This is a genomic window from Algibacter sp. YIN40, assembly GCF_057219435.1.
Genome location: NZ_JBXVVC010000001.1, coordinates 1,428,743 through 1,453,377 on the forward strand (window position 1 = coordinate 1,428,743; position 24,635 = coordinate 1,453,377).

The 24,635-nt window shown below is 32.0% G+C and carries 27 protein-coding genes and 1 tRNA gene; 14 read left to right on the top strand and 14 right to left on the bottom strand.

The features are described 5' to 3' along the window. Position 1: 1 nt before the first annotated feature. The 11 genes from mraY to AC2D6V_RS06610 all read left to right on the top strand — a co-directional run bounded on the left by mraY (position 2) and on the right by AC2D6V_RS06610 (position 12,246). Positions 2 to 1,243, top strand: coding sequence for a phospho-N-acetylmuramoyl-pentapeptide-transferase (gene mraY, locus AC2D6V_RS06560; RefSeq protein ID WP_484647260.1), 1,242 nt, complete (start codon positions 2 to 4; stop codon positions 1,241 to 1,243). Next, positions 1,244 to 2,575 carry a UDP-N-acetylmuramoyl-L-alanine--D-glutamate ligase gene (gene murD, locus AC2D6V_RS06565; RefSeq protein WP_484647261.1) on the top strand — a complete coding sequence of 444 codons (1,332 nt, stop codon included), beginning with the start codon at positions 1,244 to 1,246 and terminating at the stop codon, positions 2,573 to 2,575. Positions 2,576 to 2,682: 107 nt separating this feature from the next. Then, entirely contained in the window at positions 2,683 to 3,876 is a 1,194-nt protein-coding gene (locus tag AC2D6V_RS06570; RefSeq protein ID WP_484647522.1) for an FtsW/RodA/SpoVE family cell cycle protein, read from the top strand. Beyond that, positions 3,876 to 4,976 carry an undecaprenyldiphospho-muramoylpentapeptide beta-N-acetylglucosaminyltransferase gene (gene murG, locus AC2D6V_RS06575; RefSeq protein WP_484647262.1) on the top strand — a complete coding sequence of 367 codons (1,101 nt, stop codon included), beginning with the start codon at positions 3,876 to 3,878 and terminating at the stop codon, positions 4,974 to 4,976. Before AC2D6V_RS06570 ends, murG begins: the two co-directional genes overlap by 1 nt. Next, positions 4,973 to 6,325 (top strand): UDP-N-acetylmuramate--L-alanine ligase, encoded by a 1,353-nt coding sequence (murC, locus tag AC2D6V_RS06580; RefSeq protein ID WP_484647263.1) that lies wholly within the window; start codon positions 4,973 to 4,975, stop codon positions 6,323 to 6,325. The genes murG and murC overlap by 4 nt, the downstream gene beginning before the upstream one ends. 16 nt (positions 6,326 to 6,341) lie before the next feature. Further along, complete coding sequence (locus tag AC2D6V_RS06585; RefSeq protein WP_484647264.1) at positions 6,342 to 7,034, top strand: cell division protein FtsQ/DivIB; 693 nt, start codon at positions 6,342 to 6,344, stop codon at positions 7,032 to 7,034. A 3-nt stretch (positions 7,035 to 7,037) separates the two neighbouring features. Beyond that, the gene (gene ftsA, locus AC2D6V_RS06590; RefSeq protein WP_484647265.1) at positions 7,038 to 8,339 is read left to right on the top strand and encodes a cell division protein FtsA; all 1,302 of its coding nucleotides are present in this window, start codon (positions 7,038 to 7,040) and stop codon (positions 8,337 to 8,339) included. A 65-nt stretch (positions 8,340 to 8,404) separates the two neighbouring features. Further along, entirely contained in the window at positions 8,405 to 10,360 is a 1,956-nt protein-coding gene (gene ftsZ / locus AC2D6V_RS06595; RefSeq protein WP_484647266.1) for a cell division protein FtsZ, read from the top strand. Positions 10,361 to 10,495: 135 nt separating this feature from the next. Beyond that, positions 10,496 to 10,945 carry a GatB/YqeY domain-containing protein gene (locus AC2D6V_RS06600; RefSeq protein ID WP_484647267.1) on the top strand — a complete coding sequence of 150 codons (450 nt, stop codon included), beginning with the start codon at positions 10,496 to 10,498 and terminating at the stop codon, positions 10,943 to 10,945. Between the two features lie 118 nt (positions 10,946 to 11,063). Further along, positions 11,064 to 11,137: transfer RNA gene (locus AC2D6V_RS06605), tRNA-Arg, on the top strand. 257 nt (positions 11,138 to 11,394) lie between these two features. Beyond that, positions 11,395 to 12,246 carry a zinc-dependent peptidase gene (locus tag AC2D6V_RS06610; RefSeq protein ID WP_484647268.1) on the top strand — a complete coding sequence of 284 codons (852 nt, stop codon included), beginning with the start codon at positions 11,395 to 11,397 and terminating at the stop codon, positions 12,244 to 12,246. 67 nt (positions 12,247 to 12,313) lie between these two features. Here AC2D6V_RS06610 and AC2D6V_RS06615 read toward each other — a convergent pair whose 3' ends face one another. The 11 genes from AC2D6V_RS06615 to AC2D6V_RS06665 all read right to left on the bottom strand — a co-directional run bounded on the left by AC2D6V_RS06615 (position 12,314) and on the right by AC2D6V_RS06665 (position 19,891). Then, positions 12,314 to 13,384: an alkene reductase gene (locus tag AC2D6V_RS06615; RefSeq protein WP_484647269.1), complete on the bottom strand. Its 1,071-nt coding sequence runs from the start codon at positions 13,382 to 13,384 to the stop codon at positions 12,314 to 12,316. Between the two features lie 28 nt (positions 13,385 to 13,412). Next, the gene (locus tag AC2D6V_RS06620; protein WP_484647270.1) at positions 13,413 to 14,270 is read right to left on the bottom strand and encodes an extracellular catalytic domain type 1 short-chain-length polyhydroxyalkanoate depolymerase; all 858 of its coding nucleotides are present in this window, start codon (positions 14,268 to 14,270) and stop codon (positions 13,413 to 13,415) included. An 11-nt stretch (positions 14,271 to 14,281) separates the two neighbouring features. Further along, on the bottom strand, positions 14,282 to 15,166 hold the full coding sequence (locus AC2D6V_RS06625) for an alpha/beta fold hydrolase (protein ID WP_484647271.1): 885 nt from the start codon (positions 15,164 to 15,166) through the stop codon (positions 14,282 to 14,284). After that, positions 15,163 to 15,777, bottom strand: a complete 615-nt coding sequence (locus AC2D6V_RS06630) for a pyridoxamine 5'-phosphate oxidase family protein (protein ID WP_484647272.1) — start codon at positions 15,775 to 15,777, stop codon at positions 15,163 to 15,165. Before AC2D6V_RS06630 ends, AC2D6V_RS06625 begins: the two co-directional genes overlap by 4 nt. Positions 15,778 to 15,783: 6 nt before the next feature. Beyond that, positions 15,784 to 16,251 carry a nucleoside deaminase gene (locus AC2D6V_RS06635; protein WP_484647273.1) on the bottom strand — a complete coding sequence of 156 codons (468 nt, stop codon included), beginning with the start codon at positions 16,249 to 16,251 and terminating at the stop codon, positions 15,784 to 15,786. A 9-nt stretch (positions 16,252 to 16,260) separates the two neighbouring features. Further along, positions 16,261 to 16,695: a hypothetical protein gene (locus AC2D6V_RS06640; protein WP_484647274.1), complete on the bottom strand. Its 435-nt coding sequence runs from the start codon at positions 16,693 to 16,695 to the stop codon at positions 16,261 to 16,263. A gap of 143 nt (positions 16,696 to 16,838) precedes the next feature. Further along, complete coding sequence (locus AC2D6V_RS06645) at positions 16,839 to 16,976, bottom strand: hypothetical protein (RefSeq protein ID WP_484647275.1); 138 nt, start codon at positions 16,974 to 16,976, stop codon at positions 16,839 to 16,841. Between the two features lie 147 nt (positions 16,977 to 17,123). Continuing rightward, the gene (locus AC2D6V_RS06650; RefSeq protein ID WP_484647276.1) at positions 17,124 to 18,110 is read right to left on the bottom strand and encodes an alpha/beta fold hydrolase; all 987 of its coding nucleotides are present in this window, start codon (positions 18,108 to 18,110) and stop codon (positions 17,124 to 17,126) included. A gap of 33 nt (positions 18,111 to 18,143) precedes the next feature. After that, a complete protein-coding gene (locus tag AC2D6V_RS06655; RefSeq protein WP_484647277.1) occupies positions 18,144 to 18,698 on the bottom strand; it encodes a carboxymuconolactone decarboxylase family protein in 555 nt (184 codons plus the stop codon). 147 nt (positions 18,699 to 18,845) lie between these two features. Continuing rightward, positions 18,846 to 19,256: a nuclear transport factor 2 family protein gene (locus tag AC2D6V_RS06660; RefSeq protein ID WP_484647278.1), complete on the bottom strand. Its 411-nt coding sequence runs from the start codon at positions 19,254 to 19,256 to the stop codon at positions 18,846 to 18,848. A gap of 74 nt (positions 19,257 to 19,330) precedes the next feature. Continuing rightward, positions 19,331 to 19,891 (bottom strand): TetR/AcrR family transcriptional regulator, encoded by a 561-nt coding sequence (locus tag AC2D6V_RS06665; RefSeq protein ID WP_484647279.1) that lies wholly within the window; start codon positions 19,889 to 19,891, stop codon positions 19,331 to 19,333. Positions 19,892 to 20,057: 166 nt separating this feature from the next. On the opposite strand from AC2D6V_RS06665, the gene AC2D6V_RS06670 reads away from it, so the two are divergent. Together AC2D6V_RS06670 and AC2D6V_RS06675 are read left to right on the top strand one after the other, a co-directional pair. Further along, on the top strand, positions 20,058 to 20,477 hold the full coding sequence (locus AC2D6V_RS06670) for a CBS domain-containing protein (RefSeq protein WP_484647523.1): 420 nt from the start codon (positions 20,058 to 20,060) through the stop codon (positions 20,475 to 20,477). A 111-nt stretch (positions 20,478 to 20,588) separates the two neighbouring features. Further along, the gene (locus tag AC2D6V_RS06675) at positions 20,589 to 21,005 is read left to right on the top strand and encodes a CBS domain-containing protein (RefSeq protein WP_484647280.1); all 417 of its coding nucleotides are present in this window, start codon (positions 20,589 to 20,591) and stop codon (positions 21,003 to 21,005) included. Here AC2D6V_RS06675 and rpe read toward each other — a convergent pair. From rpe to AC2D6V_RS06690, 3 genes are all read right to left on the bottom strand, one after another. Then, positions 21,002 to 21,664, bottom strand: coding sequence for a ribulose-phosphate 3-epimerase (gene rpe, locus AC2D6V_RS06680; protein ID WP_484647281.1), 663 nt, complete (start codon positions 21,662 to 21,664; stop codon positions 21,002 to 21,004). The genes AC2D6V_RS06675 and rpe overlap by 4 nt on opposite strands. Positions 21,665 to 21,850: 186 nt before the next feature. Then, a complete protein-coding gene (locus tag AC2D6V_RS06685; protein ID WP_242085608.1) occupies positions 21,851 to 22,714 on the bottom strand; it encodes a sigma-70 family RNA polymerase sigma factor in 864 nt (287 codons plus the stop codon). Positions 22,715 to 22,888: 174 nt separating this feature from the next. Continuing rightward, positions 22,889 to 23,887 (bottom strand): hypothetical protein, encoded by a 999-nt coding sequence (locus AC2D6V_RS06690; protein ID WP_139001808.1) that lies wholly within the window; start codon positions 23,885 to 23,887, stop codon positions 22,889 to 22,891. A 138-nt stretch (positions 23,888 to 24,025) separates the two neighbouring features. Here AC2D6V_RS06690 and AC2D6V_RS06695 point away from each other — a divergent pair, with 138 nt between their 5' ends. Beyond that, entirely contained in the window at positions 24,026 to 24,301 is a 276-nt protein-coding gene (locus tag AC2D6V_RS06695; protein ID WP_139001809.1) for a hypothetical protein, read from the top strand. The last annotated feature ends 334 nt before the right edge of the window (positions 24,302 to 24,635 follow it).

The window sequence follows — 24,635 nt, forward strand, 5'->3', positions numbered from 1 at the left end:
TATGCTGTATTACTTATTTGAATATTTAGAAAAAGAATTTGAATTTCCGGGAGCATCACTTTTTGGATTTATAACTTTTAGGGCTGCGACAGCAATTATTTTATCGTTGCTTATTTCTACCATTTTTGGTAAACGTATTATTCGTTTTCTTCAAGAAAAACAAATGGGTGAAACAATAAGGGATTTAGGTTTGGCTGGTCAAGCTGAAAAAGCGGGTACTCCAACAATGGGTGGAATTATAATAATCCTTGCAACACTCGTTCCAGTAATATTATTGGCAAGACTAGATAATATTTATATCATTTTACTAATAGTTACTACAGTATGGATGGGAATTATTGGATTTCTTGATGACTATATTAAGAAGTTTAAAAATAACAAAGACGGCCTAAAAGGGCGTTTTAAAGTGTTAGGGCAAGTAGGACTCGGTCTTATAATTGGAGCAACTTTATATTTTCATGATGACGTCACTATCAAAGAAAAATTGCCAATTACACAGCAACAAGAATTATTGGCTGAAGATTCTAATATTGCACCTTCAAAGCTTTTTGAGGAAGAAACTAAGTCAACAAAAACCACCATTCCATTTGTAAAAGGGAATGAATTCGATTATGCCAAATTGATAACTTGGATTAGTCCAGGTTTAGAAAAGTATGCTTTCATAATATTTATTCTGGTATCTATTTTTATTGTTACCGCTGTATCAAATGGCGCAAATTTAACCGATGGTATTGATGGTCTAGCTGCAGGAACCTCGGCAATAATAGTACTCACTCTGGGTATTTTCGCTTGGGTGTCTGGTAATATTATTTTCTCCGATTATCTAAACATCATGTACATACCCCGTGTAGAAGAAATTACCATTTATATAGCAGCTTTTGTCGGCGCACTTATAGGGTTTTTATGGTATAACACCTACCCAGCTCAGGTTTTTATGGGAGATACAGGAAGCTTAACTATTGGCGGAATTATAGCCGTGATTGCTATTGCGGTGCGTAAAGAATGGTTAATTCCAGTATTGTGCGGCATCTTTTTGGCGGAAAATTTATCAGTAATGATACAGGTGAGTTGGTTTAAATACACAAAGAAAAAATATGGTGAAGGTAGGCGCATTTTTAAGATGTCTCCGTTACATCATCATTATCAAAAATCTGGATATCACGAAAGTAAAATAGTTACAAGGTTTTGGATAATAGGCATTCTGTTAGCCATTATCTCGATTGTAACCTTGAAGATTAGATAAATGAAAAGGTTAGTAATTCTTGGGGGAGGAGAAAGTGGTGTTGGAACCGCTCTTTTGGGAAAAGAAAAGGGATATGACGTATTTGTTTCCGATAAGGGAAAAATAAAAGAAAAATATAAAGAAGTTCTTATACATAATGAGATTGAATGGGAAGATAATAAGCATTCTGAGGAAAAAATTATGAATGCTGATGTTGTAATGAAAAGCCCCGGAATTCCTGCAAAAGTGGAAATAGTTCAGAGATTAATAGCAGCCCATACTCCCGTGATTTCCGAAATAGAATTTGCTTCTAAATATACAGAAGCTACTATAGTGGGAATTACTGGGAGTAATGGCAAAACAACAACAGCATCATTAACACATCACATTTTAAAAAATTATTTAAATGTAGGATTAGCTGGTAATATAGGAGACAGTTTCGCGAAGCAAGTGTTAGAATCTAGCTATAAGAATTATGTACTTGAGATTAGCAGTTTTCAGTTAGATGACATCATTGATTTTAAACCGCATATAGGCATTATTACAAACATAACACCTGATCATTTAGATAGATATGATTATAAGTTTGAAAATTATATCACCTCAAAGTTTAGAATAGCGATGAATCAAACAAAAGATGATTATCTCATTTATGATGCAGATGATGAAGTAATTACAAATCATTTAAAAAACAATCCAGTTCAATCAATATTATTGCCGTTTTCATTAACAAAAACTATTGAAAATGGTGCGTATTTAGATAAAGAAAATATAAAAATAACGATAGATAACGATCAAATTATTATGCCAACAACAAACTTAGCTCTTGAGGGAAAACACAATATTAAAAATGCCATGGCCGCCTCAACCGTTGCACACCTATTAAAAATAAGAAAACAAACCATTAGAGAAAGTCTAGAAAACTTTCAAGGTGTTGAACATCGCTTGGAAGAGGTATTGAAAATTAACAAAGTTCAGTATATCAATGATTCTAAAGCAACCAATGTAAATGCGACTTACTATGCCTTAGAAAGTATGGATGCACCTACTGTTTGGATTGTTGGGGGACAAGATAAGGGTAACGACTACCACGAGCTATTTCAATTTGTAAATGAAAAAGTAAAAGCAATTATTTGCCTTGGTGTTGATAATGAAAAGCTTTTAAAAACGTTTGGGGGCATGGTAGATATCATTATTGAAACCCAATTTATGAGCGAAGCTGTTAAAATAGCTTATAAGGTCACTGAAGCGGGTGATAATGTACTATTATCTCCTGCTTGTGCGAGTTTTGACTTATTTGAAAATTATGAAGATAGGGGGCGTCAATTTAAAAATGCAGTTAGAAATTTATAATCCCATCTTGCTCTTCCTAAAAGGAAGAAAGAGATGTTTAAATTGAAAATATTAAATATAATATATGAATTCTTCCCTTAGGGAAGATGTCCGAAAGGACAAATGGTATGCAACAATTATTTAATAACATAAAAGGAGATAGATTAATTTGGGCAATAGTAGCACTTTTGGCTATTCTGTCTTTCTTGCCTGTATATAGTGCTGCGAGTAATTTAGCCTATAAGGGAGGTAATGGAAATACTTTCACTTTTTTTGTTAAGCACTTTATGCATCTGTTTTTAGGGTTCGCCATTATGTATGGCGTTCATAAAATACCATACCGATATTTTAGAGGCCTGTCTTTAATCATGATTCCAATCGTGTTAGTCCTTTTAGGGATTACTATGTTACAAGGAACCGTTGTAGAAGGGGCAAGCGCGAGTCGTTGGATTCAAATACCAATAGTAGGCGTGTCTTTTCAAACATCAACGTTTGCATCTGTTGTTTTAATGGTTTATGTGGCAAGGTACATGTCTAAAATCAAAGACAGAGAAATTACCTTTAAGGCGTCAATTTTACCGTTATGGATACCTGTATTTTTAGTGTTAGCACTTATACTACCATCCAATTTCTCTACTGCAGCTATTATATTTTTGATGGTAATTATACTTGTTTTTTTAGGCGGTTACCCAATTCGTTATTTAGGAATTATTTTTGGGTTAGGGGTCATTGCATTAGTGTTATTTGTGATGGCAGCGAAATTAACAAGTGGTCCACTAAATGTAAAGGTTACGACTTGGGAAAATCGTATTAAGAATTATTCGAATGGTGAAGATACCGAAGCAGATTATCAAATTGAGAAAGCGAAAATAGCTATTGCTTCTGGAGGTGTAAAAGGTGTTGGTCCAGGTAAGAGTATTCAAAAAAACTTTTTACCACAGTCTTCTTCAGATTTCATTTTCGCAATAATTATAGAAGAATATGGTCTAATAGGCGGGTTTACAATTATGATTCTCTATATGTGGTTTTTGTTCAGAATCGTAATAGTAGCTCAAAAATCTGATTCCATATTTGGAAAGCTACTTGTGCTTGGAGTTGGGTTACCCATAGTTTTTCAGGCTTTAATTAATATGGCAGTGGCGGTTGAGTTATTCCCAGTTACAGGACAGACCTTACCATTAATTAGTAGTGGTGGAACTTCCATTTGGATGACTTGCTTGGCCATCGGGATTATATTAAGCGTAAGTGCAAATAGAGAAAAACTAAAAGAACAATTGGATAAAGAAGATAATCCCTTAGAAATTTTATCTGAAGCGATTTAATGAGCAAATATAAAATCATATTATCTGGAGGAGGCACAGGAGGGCATATTTATCCTGCTATTGCCATTGCTAATGAGTTAAAACAGCGTAACCCAGAATCTGAATTTTTATTTGTTGGAGCGAAGGATAGAATGGAAATGGAAAAAGTACCTCAAGCAGGGTATAAAATAAAGGGTTTGTGGATTTCCGGTATACAACGCAAGTTAACTTTGAAAAACTTGATGTTCCCATTTAAATTATTAAGTAGTTTATTTCGAGCATATAATATTATAAAAAGGTTCAAACCTAATGTTGTTATCGGTACAGGTGGTTTTGCAAGTGGGCCATTGTTACAAATTGCAGCAATAATAGGTATTCCTAGTTTAATTCAAGAGCAAAACTCATATCCAGGTATAACTAATAAGTTATTGGCTAAAAAAGCAAAAAAAATATGTGTAGCCTACGATGGTTTAGAACGATTTTTTCCTGAAAAAAAAATAATAAAAACGGGCAATCCAGTACGACAAGATTTATTGGATATTGATGATAAAACAGTTGAAGCTAAGAATTTTTTCAATTTAAAGCACGGTAAGTATACCCTTTTGATTTTAGGGGGTAGTCTAGGGGCTAAAAGAATTAATGAATTAATAGAAAAAGAGCTAGATTTTTTTGACACTCAGAATGTTCAAATTATATGGCAGTGTGGCAAACTATATTATCAGCAATACAAAATTTATAATAACACGAATAATGTTCAGGTTTATGAGTTTTTAAATAATATGGATTTTGCCTATGCAGCAGCGGATGTGGTCATTTCAAGAGCTGGAGCTAGCTCAGTGTCAGAGTTATGTATTGTTGGTAAGCCAGTTATTTTTATTCCATCTCCAAATGTTGCAGAAGATCATCAAACAAAAAATGCGATGGCAATAGTAGAAAGTGAAGGAGCCATGTTAATAAAAGAAACAGATTTAGATGTTGATTTTGAGAATAAGTTTTCGCAATTAATTGCATCACCAGAAAGGCAAAAAGAATTAGGAGCAAATATAAAAAAATTAGCATTGGAAAATGCAACTAAGGAAATTGTAGACGAAGTAGAAAAACTTCTGATAAAAAATAAATGAACTTAAAGGATATACATAACATATATTTTATTGGTATTGGCGGTATCGGCATGAGTGCCTTAGCGAGATATTTTAAGGCAAATAAGAAACATGTTGTAGGTTATGATAAGACGCAAACAGAAATAACTGATACTTTGGTTTCTTTAGGTGTAAAAATACATTTTGAAGATGCGATTGAAAATATTCCTATAGAGTTCCTAAAACCAGAAAAAACTTTAGTTGTTTATACACCGGCCGTACCAAAGGCACATAAAGAGTTGACATATTTTACAAACAATGGATTCAATGTTTTGAAGCGTTCTAGTGTTTTAGGATTGATTACTGAAAGTACTTTCTGTATGGCGATTGCTGGAACTCATGGAAAAACGACCACAACCAGTATTCTAGGGCATTTAATGTATGAATGTGATGTTGAATTGACTGCCTTTTTAGGAGGAATAAGTGAAAACTATGATTCTAATTTAATTTTAAAGGGAACTAAAGTATCAGTTGTTGAAGCAGATGAGTTTGATCGTTCATTTTTAACCTTATCGCCAAATATGGCTTGTATAACATCAATGGATGCGGATCACTTGGATATTTATGGGGAAGCAGAGACACTTAAAGATTCTTTTGTAGCGTTTTCAAAATGTTTAAAACCAAATGGTAAATTATTTATCAAAAACGGGTTACCCTTAGAAGGAATTACTTATGGAATAGAAGACGATTCGGATTACGCCATTAATAATATAAAAATCGAAAATGGAACTTATGTTTTTGATGTAAAAACACCAAAAAATGATATTGAAAATTTACACTTTAACCTACCTGGTAGACATAATTTGTCGAATGCATTAATAGCCTTGGCGATGGCTGTAGAATATGGTTGCCCTCACCGGCAGCTCGTCAAAGCTTTAGCATCCTACAAAGGAGTTAAAAGACGCTTTACATATCATATAAAAACCGAGAACTTGGTTTTTATTGATGATTATGCGCATCATCCAGAAGAGATTAATGCCGTTCATCAGGCGGTTAGAGAAATGTATCCTAATAAGAAAGTATTGGCAATTTTTCAACCACATTTATATAGTAGAACCCGTGATTTTGTGGACGAATTTGCTATTAGTTTGTCTCAGTTCGACGAACTTATCCTATTAGATATTTATCCAGCTAGAGAGCTACCAATTGAAGGTGTTACTTCTTCTTGGTTATTAGAAAAGGTTGAGAACAATAATAAGAGCTTAGTAAGTAAACAAGATTTACTTACAGAAATCCATGCAAGTAAGGCTCAGGTAATTTTAACTATTGGAGCAGGCGATATAGGTGATGAAGTAAAACATATTAAAAAAGAATTTAGCATTGCGAGTTAACTGGAATTTTATAAAAATGTTTATACTACTTGGTGTAGTGGTCTTTCTTTTTGCTTTTGCAACAGTAAAAAATGCAGCGCGAGAAGTATCAAATCCGAACATAAAATTTGTAGGAGAGAACAATCTTTTTATAACTAATGAGACTGTTAGTAAATTGTTAATACAAAATCAAGACGGTGTTAAAAATGTGCATAAAGAAACTTTAGATTTGAATCAATTAGAAGAAGCCCTAAATTCTAATCCGATGATTAAATCGGCGGAAGTGTATGTATCTGTAAATGGAGGGCTTAATGCCCAAGTAGAGCAAAAAACACCTTTAGCAAGAGTAAGTACAAATGCGTCTTATTATATTGATGACGAAGGTTCTTTTATGCCATTGTCAAACAATTATTCAGCTAGAGTGCCACTAGTTACAGGTTATGTTGAAAAAAATGATTTGAAAAATTTATATAAAATAGTAAGTAAAATTAAAAAAGACGAGTTCTTAAAGAAACATGTTATTGAAATTCATCAAAATATAAATAATACTATTTACTTGAAACTGCGACGTTGTAATTTTATTGTTCAGTTAGGACGTTTAGAGTATTTAGATAAGAAAATTAATAACCTTAAAGTGTTTTATAAAAAGAACCTTAAAGAAAAAACACTTAATAGTTATAGCAAAGTTAATTTACAATTTGATAATCAAGTCGTGTGTACCAAAATATAAACAATGGAACATAATTTAGCAGTAGGGTTAGATATAGGAACCACAAAAATTGTGGCAATGATAGGTCGTAAAAATGAATACGGCAAAGTTGAGATTTTGGGTATAGGTAAATCTAAAAGCCTAGGTGTTCATAGAGGAGTTGTCAATAATATTACACAAACTATTCAATCAATACAACAAGCTATTCAAGAAGCTGAGGTTTCTGCCGATATGAAAATAGAAGGGGTTACTGTTGGTATTGCTGGACAACATATTAGAAGCTTACAACATAGCGATTATATAACGAGGCCTAATTCGGAAACTGTCATTGATGAAGAAGATATAGACAGACTTATCAATCAAGTTCATAAGTTGGTAATGCTTCCTGGAGAAGAAATAATTCATGTTTTACCACAGGAATATAAAGTAGATGGACAAGCAGAAATAAAAGAGCCTATTGGTATGTATGGAGGTAGGTTAGAGGCTAATTTTCATGTGGTTGTTGGGCAGGTGTCATCAATTAGAAATATTGGTAGATGTATCCAAAGCGCAGGTTTAGATTTAGAAGGAATCACATTGGAGCCATTGGCATCAGCTAATGCGGTATTAAGTCAGGAAGAAAAAGAGGCCGGTGTAGCATTAATTGATATAGGGGGCGGAACAACCGATTTGGCAATTTTTAGAGATGGCATCATTCGCCATACGGCGGTAATACCATTTGGAGGAAATGTTATTACTGAAGATATAAAAGAAGGCTGTTCCATTATTGAAAAACAAGCAGAATTATTAAAAATCAAGTTTGGTTCGGCATGGCCAGGGGAAAATAAAGATAACGAGATTGTTTCTATTCCAGGACTTCGAGGAAGAGAGCCTAAAGAAATTACACTTAAGAATCTATCTAAAATAATACATGCACGTGTTGTTGAAATAGTAGAGCAAGTCTATGTAGAAATAAAAAATTACGGGCACGAAGAGCAAAAGAAAAAACTTATTGCAGGTATAATTCTTACTGGTGGCGGGAGTCAATTAAAGCATTTAAAGCAATTGGTTGAATATATTACTGGTATGGATACCAGAATAGGATATCCTAATGAACATTTGGCAGGAGATAGTGATGAAGATGTAACGAGTCCATTGTACGCCACAGCAGTAGGTCTTGTACTAGATGGTCTTAAACGTTTAGACAGGAAAAAGATTGAAGAGAAAGCCATAGAAGATCAAGAAGATACAGAAGAGGAAGTTAACGAAGCGCAAGTAAAAGAAAGACGTTCATTTTTAGATAAGTTAACAGAACGCGTTAAAGATTTTTTAGATAACGCCGAATAGATAGAATAATTAATCCATAGAATAAAAAGTAAAATTTAAGTATTAATACCAGTAAAAAAGAATTTATGAGCAGCAAAAAAGAATTCGAAAGCATTGCATTTGATTTACCCAAGAATCAGTCAAATGTCATTAAAGTTATTGGTGTTGGAGGTGGCGGCAGCAATGCCATTAATCACATGTTCCAACAAGGCATTAAAGGAGTGGATTTCTACATTTGTAATACAGATGCACAAGCCCTCCAAAGTAGTGGTGTGCCTAACAAAATTCAATTAGGTCTTAATTTAACGGAAGGACTTGGTGCAGGCGCTAACCCAGAAATAGGGGAGCAGTCTGCCGTAGAAAGTTTTGATGACATTTCTCAAATGTTAGATAGCAATACAAAAATGGTATTTATAACTGCTGGTATGGGAGGTGGCACAGGTACTGGTGCAGCGCCTATTATTGCTAAAATGGCTAAAGATTTAGATATTTTAACAGTTGGTATTGTTACCATGCCTTTTCAGTTTGAAGGTAAAATGCGTTTAGAACAATCGCAAAAGGGAATTGAAAAATTAAGAAATGTTGTTGATTCGTTAATAGTAATAAATAACAATAAGCTTCGTGAGGTTTATGGAAACCTTGGTTTTAAAGCTGGTTTCTCTAAAGCAGATGAAGTGCTATCTACTGCTGCTCGTGGTATAGCCGAAGTTATTACACATCATTACACACAAAACATCGATTTACGTGATGCTAAAACGGTATTAAGTAATAGTGGAACTGCCATTATGGGATCTTCTTTGGCGTCTGGTCAAAATCGTGCTCAAGATGCGATTAGAAAAGCTTTAGACTCGCCGTTACTTAACGACAATAAAATTACTGGCGCAAAGAATGTATTATTACTTATAGTTTCTGGTTCGCAAGAAATTACGATTGACGAAATAGGTGAAATAAATGATCATATCCAAAATGAAGCTGGACATGGAGCCAATATAATTATGGGTGTAGGTGAAGATGAATCCTTAGAAGAATCAATTGCAGTAACCATTATTGCAACAGGCTTTAATGTAGAGCAACAAGATGAAATTTCTAATACTGAAACTAAAAAAGTGGTCCATTCTCTTGAAGAAGAACAAGATTTGGGGGCTAATGATCGAGATCCAGTTATTATCACACCAATCATTGAATTTGAAGAGAAAAAAGAAACACCAATTGTTCGTCATACACTAGAAATAGAAGAGGAAGAAACTATTGATGCGGAAAAGAAGCCAGTTAAGGAACCAAAAAAATTCACTATTTCTAATGATACGGATATAAATCTAATTCCAACTTCAGAGATTTTAAAAGATATGGATGTGATTTATGAAGAAGTGTCTTCTGGTATTCAAGAAGAAGAAGATTTTATTATCAAACCCGTTACGGTAATTTCAGAGAAAGAAGATGAAACATTGGATGAAGAAGAACAACAAATTACATTAACCTTCGATTTGCCATTGTCTTCAATAAACGAGAAGGAAGAGGTTGTTCAAGAGCCTATAGTAAATAAGGATATCAAAAAAATCCCAGTAAAAGATTATATAGAACTTATCACAGTTACAGAAGCTAATGAAGATGGTGAAGTGCGTTATGCACTTGATGACTATATTGAATTAGAGTCTGCTATGAATACTAAAACAGTTAAGAAAGCAGAAGTTGTTGAAGAGATGGAGGAAGAAATTGTTTTCGAAAAGAAAATTGTTGAAGAAGTAGTTCAAGATGAGATTCTAAGTGATGAAATCGACCCTATGAATACACCAATCTCTCAAATGTTAAAAGAGCGAGCGGAAGAACGTAGACGTAAAATGAAAGATTTCAATTATAAATTCAATAACGCAAAAATTGATGATATTGAAAAAATTCCAGCTTATAAAAGACAAGGCGTGAATTTAGATGAAGTAAAGCATTCTTCGGAAACAGATATATCTAGAACGAGTATAGGATTAGATGATAATGATGATATTCAATTAAGAAGTAATAATTCGTTTTTACACGACAATGTTGATTAAATTATAAAACATTACTAAACCTTACTTAGTTATGAACCCGAAAAGTTTCCCTCAGCTTTTCGGGTTTTAATTTTCTTATCATTCTTGCATAGGCAGGAATCTATTTTTTATCTTCGCAATCTAATAATTATACCTATGAGTTTACAACAAGATGTTATGGTTGCTTTAAAAGAAGCGATGAGAGCAAAAGACCAGACAGCACTTACGGCTTTAAGAGCAGTGAAATCAGCTATTTTATTAGCACAGACAGAAAGTGGCGCTAAGGAAGAATTAAGTGAAGAACAGGAGCTTAAAATACTTCAAAAGCAAGTTAAGCAACGTAAAGATAGTGCTGCTATTTTCTTAGAACAAGGGCGCGAAGATTTAGCGACTCCAGAGTTAGCAGAGGCTGAAATTATTAATCAGTTTTTGCCTGAATCATTAACCGAAGAAGAAATTGAAAAAGTGGTAGTAATGACTATAGAAAGAGTAGGAGCAGAAGGAATGAAAGATATGGGTAAAGTTATGGGCATTGTAAGTAAAGAACTTGCTGGACAAGCAGATGGTAAAACTATTTCTAATATCGTGAAAGCAAAATTATCATAATTAATCTTTGCATTTAGTTTCAATAACTCAAAAAATAAAAATCATCTTTGAATACTGAATACTGAATACTGAATACTGAATACTGAATACTGAATACTGAATACTGAATACTAAAAATGGCTGCGTAGTTCAACTGGATAGAATATCAGATTTCGGCTCTGAGGGTTGGGGGTTCGAATCCCTTCGCGGTCACGATTAAATAAAAGTCCAAACTTATAAGTTTAAGTTTGGATTTTTTCTTTTAAAAATTGAGTTTTAAAAGAAATGTAATTCCAAGCTAGTAAAATTTTAATATGTAATTCGGTATTATAGAAGTAGTGAACTAAGTAATATAGTGGTTGTGCTATTCAACGAATCAACTAGTCTAACTTTCAACATTTTTACAGATTATATTATTTTATGAGACTATATTAATGTAATTTCGGATAGATAAAATACGTTATTTATAGGTGTTATTATTAATTATTTTAGAAAAGTATAGTTTAGGTAGTAAGGTAATACTGGGTATTTTCTTTGCCATATTAGCTTATATGTTTGTTCATTTTGCGGTTAAAATGATAGAAATGGGCTATGTTTTAAAACGAAAGAAACCTTTTTATGTGCATTTCTATTATTTCTTAAGAAAGCTTAATAATCATCAAAAAGCAATTTTAACAAGCAATTTTCCATTCTATAAAAAACTGTCTGAAAAACATAAATCTTATTTCGAACACCGTGTCGCTTCTTTTATAAAGGATAAAGATTTTATAGCAAGAGGTGGTACTCCAATTACCGAAGAGATGCGTGTTTTAATTTCTGCGACTGCGGTTATGCTAACCTTTGGTTTTCGGGATTTTTATATTGGGTTAATATCAAAAATTGTTGTCTATCCCAAGAAGTTTTATTCTAAATCTAATGATTCATATCACAAAGGAGAATTTAATCCAAAGCTAAAGGCTTTAGTGCTTTCATGGGAAGATTTTAAAAAAGGGTTTGATGTGAATGATGATAATTTGAATCTCGGAATTCATGAATTTACGCATGCTATTCATATAAATAGCATTAAAGAGCGCGACATTAGCTCCACTATATTTAGCGATACATTTAAGGAACTTTCTGCTTTATTGAACAATAATGACACCTTAAGAAATCAAATAATAGCGTCTAAATACTTCCGAAATTACGCCTATACCAATCAATTCGAATTTTTGGCTGTGGCTATTGAGAATTTTATTGAAACACCAGATAGCTTCCGTAATGAGTTTCCAGAGGTATATGCAAAAGTGAAACAGATGCTTAATTTTGATTTTGCTGGGTATTAAATAAAAGAATTCAATATAGGAGAGTACCTATATACATATATGTGATTTTTGTTTTAAATCTGTATTATTAATAATTTGTATAGCCAATTTCACCTAGAGAATAAAATGTATTCATGTCAGGTGCAATTAATTCAGTACTACTTTTTAATTTATTTACAAAGTCAGGATTTGATATATAAGGTCTTCCTACATATACGAGGTCTAATCCAGAATCTAAAATATTTTCTGCTTTTTCTACCGAATCAACATCACCACCAGAAATAATAGTTCCTCTAAAATTATCTTTAATTGTTTTCTTTATATCAGTCATAAAATCTGGTGCACCAAAAGCAACCCTTTGATCTACAATGTGAATGTAAGCTAGTTCAATTTTAGCTAGTTCTTTAGATAGATAAATGAAAGTATCTTCTAAAGTTTTGTAATCAGATAACATATCATTGTATGCCCCATAGGGTGAAACGCGAATTCCTACTTTGTTAGCCCCAATTTCATCAGCTACTTTTTTTGCCGTTTCTAATACAAAACGTGCCCTATTTTCAATCGAACCTCCATATTGGTCCTCCCTTTTATTGGATTTTGGGTTGATAAATTGATTTATTAAATACCCATTTGCAGCATGCAGTTCAATACCATCAATATCAGCTTCATTTACAAGTCTATTCGAGGCTACTACAAATTCGTTTTGAGTACTTTTTACCTCTTCCAAAGTCATGGCTTTTGGTGTTTCATGAGCAACCATTCCATTGTTATCTGTAAACATCTCACCAGCTGCTTTAATATTAGAAGGAGCTAATGTTACTGCTCCATTTGGCATATTTACTTTGGCTGTAATTCTACCAGTATGCATTAACTGTACAAATATTTTCCCCCCTTGTGAATGAACCAATTCTGCAATTTTTTTCCAGCCTATAATTTGTTCATCAGTGTATGCACCTGGTATACGTGGATACCCAATACCATTAGCTGAAGGAGATGTGCCTTCACTTATAATTAGTCCTGCATTTGCTCGTTGTTGGTAGTACTTTGCCATTAGATTATTTGGAATATTATCTATGGCTCTACATCGAGTCATGGGTGCCATTACGACCCTGTTTTTTAATGTTGTATTTCCTAAAGTAAAAGGATTAAATAAATTCATGTGATTGTGTTTTTATGTATTAGTTTATTTATTTTCTATTCAAATTAAAAAATTCCCATATAACATCATTAAAAGCGATATCGTGAGTTGTTTTACCTAAAGGAAAGCCAACATTAAAATCATTCGCTCCAGGCCAAGTATGTCCACCATTTTCAATTTTTATTAAAACAACATCTTTTTTTCCGCTAAACGTTGTAATGCTTACTGAAGTTTCGTCTTCTATTGGATTCATTTCTTTAACAACTTTTTTATTGCTTTTATTATGATTTCTCCAATATATTATTGTCTCTTCAACTGAATTATATTTGCCTTCTTTCCCATTATACTTAACATGTTCATCAACATCTCCATGCGCTAATAGAACTGCTACTTTTTCCTTGGATGCATGTCTTTTTTTAACTTCATTTGGTATAGGAGCACCAATTGCAGCGATAGCAGCAAAAACTTCGGGAAGTTCAACAGCTAGTCTATGTGTGAAAAAACCACCTCGAGAGAGTCCTGTAGCAAATACCGCATTGGAATCTATGTTATAATGCTTCTTGATTTTTCCTATTAATTGACGAATAAACTCAACATCTTTAGATCCTTCATCGTAGTCCATACCAAAACCAACATTCCAGTCTTTTTTTATTCCTTGAGGATAGATAACTATAAAATTATTTTTATTAGCGCTTGAATTCATTTTTGTATAAAACATATGTTCTAAAGCGGTCATCCCAGAACCGTGAAAATTTAAAACGAGAGCTGCTGGTTTTTCTTTGTTGATAGTTGAAGGAATGTACATTGTGAATTGACGCATTTCTCCATCAATTTTTATTCCTTGAGTTTGTCCGTAGCTAAATGTAGTTATGCATAAAATAATTATGCTTTTAATTAATGTTTTCATCTTGTCTGTTTTTACTTTATTGAAGTATTATGATTTGAAATAAATTTGGTTACTACCTCAACCAATTCATAAGGTTTATCCATATGCACATAATGGCCTGATTTATCAATTATTTCGAGTTGAGAATTAGGGAGTTTTTCAACAATCTCATATGCGAGTTTAATATTAATAAAGCGATCATATTTACCCCATACAACCAATACAGGTATTTCTAGTTTGTGAGCAACTTGCTCAAAATATGTTTGTCCGATATGAAAGTTTTGAAAATAGGACAGGAAAGCATCCATTGTATGCTCTCTTTTACCATCATCCAGAAATTCTTTACGGACTTCTTTTGGAATAGAATGTCCCTTATGAAACCCTTTAATATAAACAATTTTAGATGAAATACTAGGAAACCATCGAACTAAAGCTTTACTTATAATAGATCCTTTTTTTGTAAAACTATTCAACTCCCAAGAAGAATATTGTTTTCTCGGAAAAGGAATACCATCCATAACAATTAGTTTTGAAACTAATTCAGGCCTTTCTAGACCTATTAATAATGTTGGTAAAAGAGCAATATCTGAAGCCAAAATAATAGGTTGTTTAACATTGATTGTATCCATAAAATCTATGACTATGTCTGCAAATTTTTGAGAATTATAGTCTTCAGTTGACTTAAATGACTCACTACCTCCAAACCCTGGCCAATCTAAAGCTATGACATGATAATTATGAGATAGCATTGGTGCAACAGCATACCAAGCCTGTAGGTTTTCAGGAACGCCATGTAATAATAAAACTGTCGGTTTTGATTTGTGCCCTAGTTCAGCAAAGCGAATCAAGTTGTTGTTTTTTTTCAACTTAATAGTCTTTGTAACTAGTAATTGGCTGTTATATGATTGTTTCATCATTTAATAATCTCTTTTAGTTCTATTATTTCTTCTTCTAACTTTGATATATATTCTTTTTGTGGCAAAAAAGCTTTATTTATTTCTTCAATAGTATATCTTGGTATTATATGTTGTGGACAGTTCCAATCGTATGCTTCAATATTAAAGACCATCATTCGTTCTGGACGAAATTTGTAATCTTTCAAATCGAGCATATCATATAATTCGGGATTATCTTTTAATTCCACAATTTCCGCTTTAGCGAAAATCTTGAGTCGTGTTCTTGTTGGGTAATCTATCATTATGAGTGATACGTTATTATTGGTTGCTATGTTTCCAACCGACACATATTGCTTGTTTCCTATAAAATCGATAAAACCCAATCGTTTAGAATCTAATATTTTTAGAAAACCTTTTGGACCGCCTCTGTGCTGTATGTACGGAAACTCTTTTACTCCAATTGACGCCAAATAAAAACTATCACGATTCTCAATGAATGACTTCTCATTATTTGTCAATCCATCAACAACACTCAATTTTTCCATACGTTCATAGCTCTTCCGACTACCATGTTTCTCTTGTAGTTTTTTTACCATTTCTGTGAATGCTATTTCCGCAAAGTTTTTAGCCATGATATTTTAATTATTTAATGATTGATAATTTCTTGAAAGAGCCAAACATTCATTTTCTAATATGCCTTCAATAATTTCAGGCACTTTTTTCCATACTGGAATGCTATTTGTTTGTAATATCTTAAAACTAGAATTTTTCCCTCCGACATATTTAGATTTCACACCAAAAACAATAGTTTTAATATTATAATGTCTAATAACGTAAGAACACATTATACAAGGCTCATGAGTAGTATAAAGTATAGATTCGCTTAATGATTGATGATTTAATAAAGCATCCTTAATAGCTTCAATTTCGGCATGTTTAGTTACGTCCTTTGAAGATTTTCCTGCTTCTTTACCAATGCCTACAATAGTGTTATTTTTTACGACTATCGACCCAACAGGTGGATTTCCGTTAAGCATTGCTTCTTTTCCTAATTCTATGCATTTTTTCATATACTTTAAATGCGCTCTCATGCTATAGACTGCCATTAATAAGTGTTAATTTTTAAGAGATTTAAATGTTGAAAAAATATCATAGTTAAGTAATAATATTAACGGAACTGCAAAGGCTAAATGACGGACCAAGGTTATTACTGGCATCATTGGATCCATATCAATTCCTGCAATACCCGCGCCTAATAAAGGAAGCATAAATAACCAAACAAGTGCTATAGTTTCTCCAACTACAAATGTGATAGCCCTTAACCATTTAGGTCCCCAAAGTGATGGCGCTATACCAGCAAACAAAATGGATAATAATATACCATTACTATAATGTCCTATAATTCCATATGCTATTCCTAATCCCGTTTTTGTTCCTAATACACCTGGTATATCCCACCACTTTCCGGTAATTAATAATCCTACTAAATCAAACAGTATAGTACCTATAACTCCTGCTATTATTGCGTTTTTCCAATTAATTGTTTTCATAATATTTTTGTGTTTTTAAATTCTATTAAAACTGGAGTTTTGTCTTTTAAAGTTCCACCTCACTCTTTTACTCGCATTTGCTATTTCAAGTTTTCGATAGTTAAATGCATTTTTGTTAATTGTAATTGATGTTTTCATAATCTTTACTTTGTTCGTGCCATTGATTCCCAATATCCCATGATTTCTAATGGCTTTTTATAAATTCTTTTAATTTTGCCAAAACTTTCCTCGCCAGATTTTAAATAATGTGTCTGAGTTGCTTTTATACAATTTGCTTCCATAATTATTAATTTTTATTATTTTTGATATTACAAAAGTGTTCTATCAAAATATAATTGACTTGTTATCAAAGGATAAAGATTTGTTCGAGAAGGAAACCCTTTTTATTTATGAAGTAAAAACTCGAACAAATTCAAACTAACTCTCAATTATTCTATGTTATTCTTTTGTAAAAAACTTAATATGTGACTAGCAATTTCGTCACCTTTTTCTTCCAAGGCAAAATGTCCTGTATCTAATAAATGAAACTCTAAATTTTTTAAATCTCGCTTATATGGATGTGCCCCATCTGCTGGAAAAATATAGTCGTTCTTCCCCCATACAATTAATGTTGGTGGCTGATGATCTCTAAAGTACTGTTGCCATTCTGGATATAAAGGCACATTCGTTCTATAATCATAAAACATAGCTAATTGAATTTCATTGTTTTCTTCACGAGTTAAATGTTGCAAATCAATATTCCAATTATCTGGACTGATTTTAGATACATTACCTACACCATGAGTGTATTGCCATTTTAATCCATCTGGTGAATGAAATCCTTCAAGCGGCTTTCCGTTTTCAACAGTATAATCATTCCAGTATTTTTTGATAGGAATCCAGAAATCTTTTAAACCTTCATCATAAGCATTTCCATTCTGAATAATTAATGCATCCAGTTTTTCAGGATATTTTGCAGCAATTCTAAAACCAATAGGTGCGCCATAATCCATTAAATAGATACTATATTTTTCAACTTTTAATTCTTTTAAAAACCCTTCCACAATTTTTGACATATTATCAAAAGTGTATTCAAAGTCTTTAATTAATGGTTGATCGCTTCTACCAAATCCTGGGTAATCAGGAGCTAATACATGATATTGTACAGACAAGTCTGTAATTAAATTGCGAAACATATGTGATGATGTTGGGTAGCCATGCAATAAAAGTATGGTTGGTTTGCTAACATCTCCAGCTTCACGATAAAATATGTTTACGCCATTGACTTTTACATTTTTGTGAAATGTTGGTTGTTTTGTCATTTCTAATGTAACTTCCTTTTTGTCTGTTTTTGACTTTTCAAAAGAAGATAGACTAATGGATAGCAGGGCTAAAAAGGTGATACTAAGTACTGATTTTAAAATTTGTGTTTTCATAATATAGTATTTAATGTTTGATTAATTTGTTAATTATGCTTCTTGTAATTTTTCTATGTTTTGTGTTTTTGGAAAATCTATTTCAAAACCTCCATTGTGATATATATTATTTGTAATAGTTGTTAAAGCAACTGCTCCTATTAATTCAGCAAAAGCAGCTTTTGTATATCCAGCAATAAAAAAGTTGTCAATTGTATTTTGAGAAGGATGCCCCTTTAGATTTACAACTTCGCTAACTAAAGTTACTAAAGCATTTAGTTTAGTATCTTCTATATCATTAGATCTTAATTGAAGGGTTTCTTCTTCTGTAAATCCATTCATTTTACCTATTGCTGTATGAGCAGCTAAACAGTAAGCACACCTGTTTGCTTGTGATGTTGCTAAAGCTATAGCTTCATATTCTTTAGCTGAGAATTCTCCGCTTTTAAGTGTTTCTGTAAAGGATAAGAAACCTCCTAATAATTTATCTGAAACTCCCATTGCTGCGTACAGGTTTGGTACCATGCCTATTTTATTTTTTACATTATTAAAAATAGCTTGTGCGTTTTCGTTTGCTTCTTTTAATGATAATGGTTTTAATGTTTTCATAATTCTAAAATTTATTTTTATTTTTTTTTAAGACTAAATCCTATGCCTCCTTTTACTATTCCAAATACTTATTTTTGATTTCCTTAATGTACTTGTAATGCGATTACTGTTTAATGTTCTCATTTTTTTATAATTTATAGTTAATATTTATTTAAACTTTCTTTCAGATTTTTTTATGTCTATATCGTTTGCACTCATATCTCGTACTTGCATTAATCCTTCTTCATTAAATTCCCAATGCTCGTTACCATGTGTTCTTTTCCATTGACCAGTATTAGCATCTTGCCATTCATATTCAAAGCGAACAGATATTCTATTATCTGTAAAAGACCATAAGTGCTTTTTAAGTTTATAATGTAACTCGTTATTCCATTTATCTTTTAAAAATTCCTGTATAGCCATTCTACCTTCAAAGAATTTATCTCGGTTTCTCCACTTAGAGTCTACAGCATAGGCAAGCGATACTTTTTTATAATTTTTACTATTCCAAGCATCTTCTGCGCTTTGTACTTTTAATTTTGCCGTTGCCATTGTAAATGGAGGGGTTAATTTTATCATTTTATATAATTTTATACAGACAAGTCTGTTTGTTTTAATGAAGAAAAATAATATTTTTCTTATGTTTTATTCGTTTAACATAATATTTTTTTACACACGTTTTTTCCACTTTTAATTGGCCAAACATCTTTTTGAATTTGAGATTGAATAATTGCACCTTCTAAAAGAATGACAATTTCATCTCCAAGGGTATCGGCTTCACCATCATTATATTCCTCTACTTCTTTTAGTGTATTTTTCACCCAAGTTCGAACATCATTTTTATGTAATAAAGCTTGATTTCTTATTTTGTCGTGATCTTGTGGTAAGTCAGTTATTATATTTTGCCATCCACAACCTCTAAAGTTCACATCTGTCAGCCATTCAACCAAATAATCAAAACATCTTAATATCCTATTTTTAGGGTCCTTTTCTACAGATACAAAATTTGATAATTGCCCCATCCACACAGAATGCCTTCCAATTAAGTAAGCTACTGCTATATCTTCCTTAGATCTAAAATGTTGGTACATACTAGCCTTAGCTACACCAGCTTCTTCAATAATTTGGTTTATTCCAGTTTGATTAAATCCTTGGAAATAAAACAATTCAGAAGCAGTTTGAACAAGTCTTTCTTTAACACCTAATTTTTTCATAGGGCAAATATATAACTATTACTTAAAAAACAGACAAGTCTGTATTTATTTAACAATTTATTAACATATATCATTTTGTTTAGATTTATGGAATATGATTTTAATCATAATTTATTAAAACTTAGTTTAATAATTTTAAGGATAACAAAACTTATATATGAAAGTCATGATACGCAAAGCACCAATTTCAATGATAATGACGGAACCTGTTATTACATTAAAAAAAGAAGACAATTTAGAAACAGCCGAACACCTTTTTAAAAACCGCCATATTAGACATATTCCTATAGTAAGTGGAGATGCAGTGATTGGGATGCTTAGTTACACAGATTTATTACGACTTAATTTTTCTCAATTAAACGAAGAAGAAAATACAGATTCTGATGTTTTTATACATAATATGTTTACTATAGAACAAGTAATGCTTCAGAAGATTGTGTCTGTGTCATCATCAAATTCAATAAAAGAAGTAGCCGAAATATTTGCAACTAAAGAGTTTCATGCTTTACCCGTAGTTGATAACAATAAATTGGTTGGCATTGTTACTACAACAGATTTGATAAAGTATTTGTTAAAACAGTTTTAGTTAGTCATTATTGAATTACTGCAATGTTTTAAGTAAACGACGGCTGATTATTATCATATTTTCCTAAGAGTTTAGTTACTAATTTTGCGATACAATTTAAATAATAAGATCATGAGAAATAGAACTCCAGTTTCTGAAATAATGTCAAAAGACATTATAGCTTTAGATAGAACAGATGATTTAATTAGAGCAGAAATGCTTTTTAAAAAACATAACATTCGCCACATTCCAGTTGTGAACGAAGAATCTATTATAGGCATGTTGAGTTACACCGACTTGCTAAAAATTAGCTTTGCAGACGCTACTAACGATGATCGGGATGTTGAAACTATAGTCTATAATATGTATTCAATTGAACAAGTAATGGCTAAAGATTTAGTATGTGTTAATAGTGAGACTACTATACGTGAGGTTGCAGAGATTCTAGCTGAAAAAGAGTTTCATGCTCTGCCTGTGGTTGACGATTCTACTTTAGTAGGTATTGTAACTACAACAGATTTAATAAAATATTTGCTTAAACAATACTAAGAATTTGCTAAAGCTTTTAAATCTTTAGTGGTTTCTAGTTGGTTGGTACTTTTAAAAACGTAGCTTCCTGCTACTAAAACATCTGCTCCAGCATTAACTAATTCTTTGGCATTTTTATTAGTTACTCCGCCATCAATTTCAATGAGTGTTGATGCACCTTTGCGGGTAATTAATTCTTTTAACTGCTTTACTTTATTATAGGTGTTTTCTATAAAACTTTGTCCGCCAAATCCAGGGTTTACACTCATAACGCAGACTAAGTCAATATCATTAATCGTATCTTCTAAAACATTGATATTGGTATGTGGATTCAATGCAACGCCAGCTTTCATGCCTTCATTCTTTATAGCCTGAAGCGTTCTGTGTAAATGTGTACATGCTTCATAATGAACAGTTAGAATATTACTTCCTAATTGAGCAAAAGTTTTTATGTATCGATCTGGGTCAACTATCATTAAGTGTACATCTACCGTTTTTTTTGCATGCTTTGTTATTGCTTGTAAAACAGGCATTCCAAAGGAGATGTTAGGTACAAAAACGCCATCCATTATATCGATGTGAAACCAATCGGCTTCACTTTCATTCACCATTTCAATATCCCGTTGAAGATTTGCAAAATCGGCTGCTAACATTGATGGTGCTATTAATTTAGAACTCATTATAAGAATGCTTTGTTAAAGTTTCTACAAATATATAGATAAAAAAAGAAGTTTCTTCCCTTTGGGAAGACGGAAGATGGGAGAAAAAATAAACCCCCGGTAATCAGCCGAGGGTTCTTTCATCAATCAAAAAACGAACAGTTATGTGTAACTGTTTGTTGTGGTAATTTAGTCGTAATTATATTACTATCCTAAATATGTTTTTAATATTTTACTTCTAGACGTATGTTTTAATCTACGAATAGCTTTTTCTTTTATTTGTCTTACACGCTCACGTGTTAAGTCGAATGTTTCTCCAATTTCTTCTAAAGTCATTGGGTGCTGGTTACCTAAACCAAAATATAAACGAATAACATCTGCTTCACGAGGTGTTAAAGTTTCTAAGGCACGTTCAATTTCCGTACGTAGAGATTCGTGTAATAATTCTTTATCTGGATTTGGTGATTCACCACTATTTAATACATCGTATAAGTTAGAATCTTCACCTTCAACTAAAGGCGCATCCATACTTACGTGACGTCCAGAATTCTTCATGGACTCTTTAACATCGTTAATAGTCATGTCTAATTCTTTTGCAATTTCCTCTGCAGAAGGCGGACGCTCATGACTTTGCTCTAAAAAGGCAAATGTTTTATTAATCTTGTTAATAGAGCCAATTTTATTAAGAGGTAAACGTACAATACGTGATTGCTCAGCTAACGCTTGAAGAATCGATTGTCTAATCCACCAAACAGCATAAGAGATAAACTTAAATCCACGAGTCTCATCAAAACGTTGTGCAGCTTTAATTAGTCCCAAGTTGCCTTCGTTAATTAAATCTGGAAGGGTTAAACCTTGGTTTTGATATTGCTTAGCTACCGATACAACGAAACGTAAATTAGCTTTTGTCAACTTTTCTAAAGCTAATTGATCACCAGCTTTAATACGTTGAGCTAATTCTACTTCTTCGTCTGCAGTAATTAAGTCAACTTTTCCAATTTCTTGCAGGTATTTATCTAACGAAGCGGTTTCTCTATTGGTTACCTGCTTCGTAATTTTGAGTTGTCTCATGTATTATATCGTTATTTTAGAGGGATTGCAATTCTTATTCTATGGTTATACGTTTAAATGTCAAAAAATGTTACAAAAACTTTGAAATAATTTTTTATACACTCTTTTTTTAGACCCTAGAGTATTTGAATTGTCACAATTTAGACCGCGCGAAGTGGCTAACTATTTCTTTATCTATAGGAAAGACATTTTATCTTCCATGTTTATACGCTCTTGGGCAATGTAAATTTTTTGATGTACTTTTTTAAAAAATAACGTTCTATCTCTTTCACCTGAGGTTGCCAACAGTTTTGAGTTAGACATTTGTTTTTGCAAAAATTCATACATCATTTCGCATGTATTCTGATTTTCAATTTTAAAATAATTTAATACTGTAAATGGTGTGAAAAATACTTTGCCAAATGGGGTTATAATCATAGGTGTGTTAGTCAACATATGTAAATCACATTTGTATAGTAAAAATTTATTACTACTACCATGACTTTCAATGCTTTGGTTAATTGTTTGTTCCTCAATGTGTTTTATTACCTCATGTATGTCATCACAAATAAGTAAAGCCAAGTCTTTAGATACTAATCCAGCTTCAAAATAGTAAAGTACTTGCTGCAAAGTGCCATTAATTGTGTTATCGCTCCATAACTCTGTTATATCAATATTTTTATATATTTCACCTAATTGAAAAGCGCTTTTTAAAAGGGATTCAGGAATAGTACTTATCCAATCATCAAAAGAAATTTTGCTTTTGGCCATGTCAATATTCAAATCTTTCAACCAGACATACATTTTATATCTTGTTAAATAAGAATCTGTTAGGGTGTGAAAAACAGGGACGTCTTTAGCTGAGTAAATAATTGAAGCACCTTTAAGCTTCGTTAAAGGGTAGGTGTTGTTGTAAGATTGTTTTAACCATGATTCTAGTCCATCCGTATCATGAATAGTTGGGGACAATTCCGCTATAATAGAGTTTTGGTTACCAACTTCAAATAGTTTATTTAGTGAAATATTATAATGTTTTGCAAGTTTTACACTTTCTTCAAGTGATAAATTCGTTTTTAAATTTATACGTCTATAAGCGGCATCGTAACCAATATCTAATACATCTGCCATTTCATCTACAAAAGACGTATTGTCTTTTGATTTCTCTTTTAAGAGTTTAATGAACTGATTTTGCATTTTTTCAAAAATTCCAAGTAGGAAAGTGGGTGGTTTTGTGAAAAATAAGAAAATTAAATTGTTTTTTAAACAATTTAGTCAAATGATTATCAATTAATACAAAGTAAGTTTGTACTATAATCTTTTAATAATCTAGCCATGAAAGCTAATATTACAACAAATTCTCCCTTAATATTGTTTTGGTCTGTTCCTAGTATTTCTATGGTAAGGGAATATAAGGCTAAATGTGAATTACTAAGTAAGGCTATCGCTAATCTCAAATCTGTTGAAATTTTAACTTATGATAATAAGCTTATAAAGCTTGAACATATTATAATCGATTCAGGAAAATTCTTTGGAATGGAAAATATCAAAGGAGAGCTTAAAAAACTATTGCTGAATGTTAACAAGATTAAAGAAATAATAATACTTTAAATTGATCGCAATGAGAACTGTTAGAAATATAAAAAGTAATCCATTTAAAAATCTTGTATTAAGCATTATTGATAACTATCTATATTATGTTGTAATTAAAAAATCCTATAAGCAACAATTGGAACAAAAAATGTTGTCATCAGAAACTCAGAATTTTAATTTTCGAGTAGCCTCATAAGTGATTCGGAATACTTTTGTTAAACTTTAGTAAACTCGTCCATTCTTTTTGTCTTATTTCAATGTTAAGTGCAACTTAAAAGCAGTGTATAACATTCTATTAAAAATACCACCCTTTTTTGTTATCTTCGTTTTAGACATAAAAATCTTACGATAT

Excerpts from the sequence above, each read along its gene's own strand:
- mraY (WP_484647260.1), top strand. The coding sequence starts at position 2 with ATGCTGTATTACTTATTTGAATATTTAGAAAAAGAATTTGAATTTCCG.
- murD (WP_484647261.1), top strand. The coding sequence starts at position 1,244 with ATGAAAAGGTTAGTAATTCTTGGGGGAGGAGAAAGTGGTGTTGGAACC.
- AC2D6V_RS06570 (WP_484647522.1), top strand. The coding sequence starts at position 2,683 with ATGCAACAATTATTTAATAACATAAAAGGAGATAGATTAATTTGGGCA.
- murG (WP_484647262.1), top strand. The coding sequence starts at position 3,876 with ATGAGCAAATATAAAATCATATTATCTGGAGGAGGCACAGGAGGGCAT.
- murC (WP_484647263.1), top strand. The coding sequence starts at position 4,973 with ATGAACTTAAAGGATATACATAACATATATTTTATTGGTATTGGCGGT.
- AC2D6V_RS06585 (WP_484647264.1), top strand. The coding sequence starts at position 6,342 with ATGTTTATACTACTTGGTGTAGTGGTCTTTCTTTTTGCTTTTGCAACA.
- ftsA (WP_484647265.1), top strand. The coding sequence starts at position 7,038 with ATGGAACATAATTTAGCAGTAGGGTTAGATATAGGAACCACAAAAATT.
- ftsZ (WP_484647266.1), top strand. The coding sequence starts at position 8,405 with ATGAGCAGCAAAAAAGAATTCGAAAGCATTGCATTTGATTTACCCAAG.
- AC2D6V_RS06600 (WP_484647267.1), top strand. The coding sequence starts at position 10,496 with ATGAGTTTACAACAAGATGTTATGGTTGCTTTAAAAGAAGCGATGAGA.
- AC2D6V_RS06615 (WP_484647269.1), bottom strand. The coding sequence starts at position 13,384 with ATGAATTTATTTAATCCTTTTACTTTAGGAAATACAACATTAAAAAAC.
- AC2D6V_RS06620 (WP_484647270.1), bottom strand. The coding sequence starts at position 14,270 with ATGAAAACATTAATTAAAAGCATAATTATTTTATGCATAACTACATTT.
- AC2D6V_RS06625 (WP_484647271.1), bottom strand. The coding sequence starts at position 15,166 with ATGATGAAACAATCATATAACAGCCAATTACTAGTTACAAAGACTATT.
- AC2D6V_RS06630 (WP_484647272.1), bottom strand. The coding sequence starts at position 15,777 with ATGGCTAAAAACTTTGCGGAAATAGCATTCACAGAAATGGTAAAAAAA.
- AC2D6V_RS06635 (WP_484647273.1), bottom strand. The coding sequence starts at position 16,251 with ATGGCAGTCTATAGCATGAGAGCGCATTTAAAGTATATGAAAAAATGC.
- AC2D6V_RS06640 (WP_484647274.1), bottom strand. The coding sequence starts at position 16,695 with ATGAAAACAATTAATTGGAAAAACGCAATAATAGCAGGAGTTATAGGT.
- AC2D6V_RS06645 (WP_484647275.1), bottom strand. The coding sequence starts at position 16,976 with ATGGAAGCAAATTGTATAAAAGCAACTCAGACACATTATTTAAAATCT.
- AC2D6V_RS06650 (WP_484647276.1), bottom strand. The coding sequence starts at position 18,110 with ATGAAAACACAAATTTTAAAATCAGTACTTAGTATCACCTTTTTAGCC.
- AC2D6V_RS06655 (WP_484647277.1), bottom strand. The coding sequence starts at position 18,698 with ATGAAAACATTAAAACCATTATCATTAAAAGAAGCAAACGAAAACGCA.
- AC2D6V_RS06660 (WP_484647278.1), bottom strand. The coding sequence starts at position 19,256 with ATGATAAAATTAACCCCTCCATTTACAATGGCAACGGCAAAATTAAAA.
- AC2D6V_RS06665 (WP_484647279.1), bottom strand. The coding sequence starts at position 19,891 with ATGAAAAAATTAGGTGTTAAAGAAAGACTTGTTCAAACTGCTTCTGAA.
- AC2D6V_RS06670 (WP_484647523.1), top strand. The coding sequence starts at position 20,058 with ATGATACGCAAAGCACCAATTTCAATGATAATGACGGAACCTGTTATT.
- AC2D6V_RS06675 (WP_484647280.1), top strand. The coding sequence starts at position 20,589 with ATGAGAAATAGAACTCCAGTTTCTGAAATAATGTCAAAAGACATTATA.
- rpe (WP_484647281.1), bottom strand. The coding sequence starts at position 21,664 with ATGAGTTCTAAATTAATAGCACCATCAATGTTAGCAGCCGATTTTGCA.
- AC2D6V_RS06685 (WP_242085608.1), bottom strand. The coding sequence starts at position 22,714 with ATGAGACAACTCAAAATTACGAAGCAGGTAACCAATAGAGAAACCGCT.
- AC2D6V_RS06690 (WP_139001808.1), bottom strand. The coding sequence starts at position 23,887 with ATGCAAAATCAGTTCATTAAACTCTTAAAAGAGAAATCAAAAGACAAT.
- AC2D6V_RS06695 (WP_139001809.1), top strand. The coding sequence starts at position 24,026 with ATGAAAGCTAATATTACAACAAATTCTCCCTTAATATTGTTTTGGTCT.